The organism is Variovorax sp. P1_H2 (assembly GCF_056405295.1).
This window is the reverse complement of sequence record NZ_JBFUCJ010000244.1, coordinates 1-3,096: the sequence shown is the minus strand read 5'-3', so window position 1 is coordinate 3,096 and position 3,096 is coordinate 1. Positions and strand designations below refer to the sequence as shown.

3 protein-coding genes are annotated in these 3,096 nt (G+C 65.8%); all 3 read left to right on the top strand.

The genetic code is table 11. The annotated features are described in order from the left end of the window. Positions 1 to 642: YbfB/YjiJ family MFS transporter (locus AC1D2E_RS35330; RefSeq protein ID WP_478201710.1), on the top strand; the 642-nt coding region annotated here is incomplete at its 5' end. Positions 643 to 653: 11 nt separating this feature from the next. Continuing rightward, entirely contained in the window at positions 654 to 1,250 is a 597-nt protein-coding gene (locus tag AC1D2E_RS35325) for a carboxymuconolactone decarboxylase family protein (RefSeq protein WP_478201709.1), read from the top strand. Between the two features lie 735 nt (positions 1,251 to 1,985). Beyond that, positions 1,986 to 3,096: BapA/Bap/LapF family prefix-like domain-containing protein (locus tag AC1D2E_RS35320; protein ID WP_478201708.1), on the top strand; the 1,111-nt coding region annotated here is incomplete at its 3' end.

The following is a 3,096-nucleotide window of genomic DNA, read 5'->3' as shown; positions in this document are numbered from 1 at the left end:
GCGCTGATGCCGCGCGGGGCCGCTCCGGTTGCCGCGGCGGGGCGGGGGGCGGCGCCGGGCRGCGCTTCGTCCGGCGACGCTTCGTGGGGGCTGGTGGTCTGCTATGGCGTGCTCGGCTTCGGCTATATCCTGCCCGCCACCTTTCTCCCGGTGCTGGCACGCGCGGTGGTGGACGACCCCTCGGTGTTCGGCGCGGCCTGGCCGGTGTTCGGTGCCGCAGCCGCGTTGTCGACGCTGTTCGCAGGCGCGCTGATGTCGGGTCTCTCGCGCCGGCGTGTGCTGGCGGGCAGCCACCTGCTGATGGCGCTGGGCTGCCTGCTGCCGGCGCTGCACCTGTCGACGGGCACCGTGCTCGCGGCCGCGCTGCTGGTCGGGGGGACTTTCATGGTCGCCACCATGGCCGGCATGCAGGAGGCGAAGGCCACAGCGCTGGGCGATCCGGCACGCGCGCTCGGCCGCATGACCGCGGCCTTCGCCATCGGCCAGATGGCCGGGCCGGTGTTGTCGTCGGCCCTGAGCGGCGGGGCGCAGGGCTTCGGCGGACTCTTCGTCGCGCTGGCAACCGGCGCCGTGGCGCTGATCGTCAGCGCCGCCTGGCTGCTGCGCCGGCCGGTGCCAGGCGCTCGACAATCATTGAACTGAAAGGAACCCGCATGCTGATCCGACAAGGCCATACCGAACCCTGGGCTGAGCGCCTGCCGCTGCCCGCCGCCGAAGCGATGACCGAGGCACAGCGCGCGGCTGCGCAAGCGCTGATCGACGGCCCGCGCAAGGCCGTCTTCGGTCCCTTCGTGCCGCTGCTGCAAAGCCCGGTGCTGATGGAGCGCATCGGCAGCCTCGGCGAGTACCTGCGCTTCGACAGCACGCTCGATGCACGCGTGCGCGAGCTGGTGATCTGCGCGGTCGCGCGCCACGTCGGCAACCAGTTCGAATGGGTGCTGCATGCGGGCGCGGCGGTCAAGGCCGGCGTCGAGGCAGGTGCGGTCGAGGCGCTGCGCCTCGGCCGCCGGGCGACACCACTGGCCGACGACGAGCAACTGGCGCTCGACTTCGCGCTCGAGCTGCTGCGGCACCATGGGGTCAGCGAGCCGACCTACGCGGCGGCCGAGGCCAGCTTCGGCAAGGCGGCGGTGGTCGATCTCGCCGCGCTGGTGGGCTATTTCACGATGGTCTGCTGGATCATGAACACGGCCCATACGCCGGTCGAGGGGGGCGAGGGGCAACGGGGGCTGGCGGCCTTTCCGCTCTAGGAGCGCAGCGGGGCAATCGACGATGAATGCCAGGTGGGCGAACCACAGTCCAACCTGATTTCTCGAGGGTCCGCCCCAGCGCTCGCACGCCGTGCTGGCCAGGCCGGCTCCGCTTGCACCGTGCTGCCGTTTCGCGGACTCGCCGGGCAGTGACCTGCACGGGCACGGTGCGCGGTGGACGCCCCGTCGGGGTCGACCTTCGTTGGCTTCGTGCGCCGGCGCATGCTGCGCGGTGCCTGCCCCATCTCGGCGGTCTATCTACCGATGGCGCTCGCGTACTGCTTTTTTTTGCCGCCGGCCATGTCGTACCGGGGGCCATTGGCGACTTCGCACTTCGTAAGTTCTTTCGAGCCTTTTTAATTCTCGATGTTCACAAAGATCGAGGCATTTCAAAGGCCGAGAGTCGAAATCTGTTTGCCGAGACGGCTTGAATCAATTGCAGATGAAGGGCGAAAAAATAAATCTGAATTTGATACTTGGCTGCGTTGCCATTTGTGACTTATGTCACGTTCGCTGCGCCCGGCTTGCTCGGGATGTACGACGTTGGCGTTCTTTTCATTGGGTTTCCAGAGCAGTTTTCAGAGAAATCTCAGAGCTTTCGATGCGTGGTTACAACATACTAAATGTTGATTATTTCCATTTGCTGCGGCTGTTGTCGTCGGCGGCAATTCGGCAAATAAACCGAGCCCACTGGAAATTTGTTCCGGGCATTTCTGAACCATTCATCGCGAACTCATGGCTACGATCACCATCATCGACAAGAAGAATGCTGCAGCCAGCAGCGTTTCCAGTGCAAATATCTCGCTGACCTCGGCATCGGTCGTCCAACTCGCTCTCCCGCGTGCGCAGATCAAGACCTTCAAGCGCGAGGGCAACGACCTCGTGGTGGTTACGCAGTCGGGTGAGGTCATCACGATCAAGAACTTCTTCCAGTCTTTCGATGGGGCCTCCAGCAATCTGGTGCTGCAAGGCGACGACAAGAGCCTGTGGCTGGCCGCCTTCCCGGAGGGTCAGGGCGAACTGACGGTCGGCTTCTCCAGCATCGACTCGATCGAGCCGCTCATGCTGCAGCAGGATTTCGATCTCGGCGCGCTGGCGTGGGTGCTGGGTGGCGGCCTTGCGGCGGGTGCGGCTGTGTCGGCCGCCAGCGGCGGTGGTGGATCCGGCTCGCCCTTGTTCCTCGACCTCGACACGACGGCGCCCGCCGCGCCGGTGCTCCAGATCGGTCGAGATGCCTCGGGTTCGCTGGTCGTGACAGGCCAGGCCGAGCCGGGCAGCACGGTGCAGATTCGTTTTCCCGATGGCAGCACGAAGACGGTTGCGGTCGGTGAAGACGGCAATTTCAAGGYGATTTCGGACGGCACCCAGCCGAGCGGCGACGTGATCGGGAGCGCGGTCGATGGTTCCGGAAACAAGAGCGCCGATACGGTGGTTCCTCATGACGCCGGCGACACGGAAGCACCGGACGCTCCTTCGGTCACCGAGAACAACGGCAACGGAATCGGGGGCACTGGCGAGCCGGGCAGCATCATCAAGATCACCGACGGCGATGGCAACGTGTCCTCGACCGTGGTCGATCCCGACGGCAACTGGCGCATCGAACCCAACCCGCTGCCGGAAGGCGAGCCGGGCACGATCGAGGCGATCGATGGTTCGGGCAACAAGTCCGAACCGGTCGAGATCGTGGGCGGTGACCAGACGGCGCCCGTCATCGGCGTCGAGATCGTCAGCGATGCCAACAACGATGGTGTCATCAGCGGCCCCGAGCTGGGTGCCGGCATTCAGGTCAAGGTGAGCCTGGTCTCCGGCGCAGCGGCCGGCGACGTGATCGCCGTGACCGATGGCA

Excerpts from the sequence above, each read along its gene's own strand:
- AC1D2E_RS35325 (WP_478201709.1), top strand. The coding sequence starts at position 654 with ATGCTGATCCGACAAGGCCATACCGAACCCTGGGCTGAGCGCCTGCCG.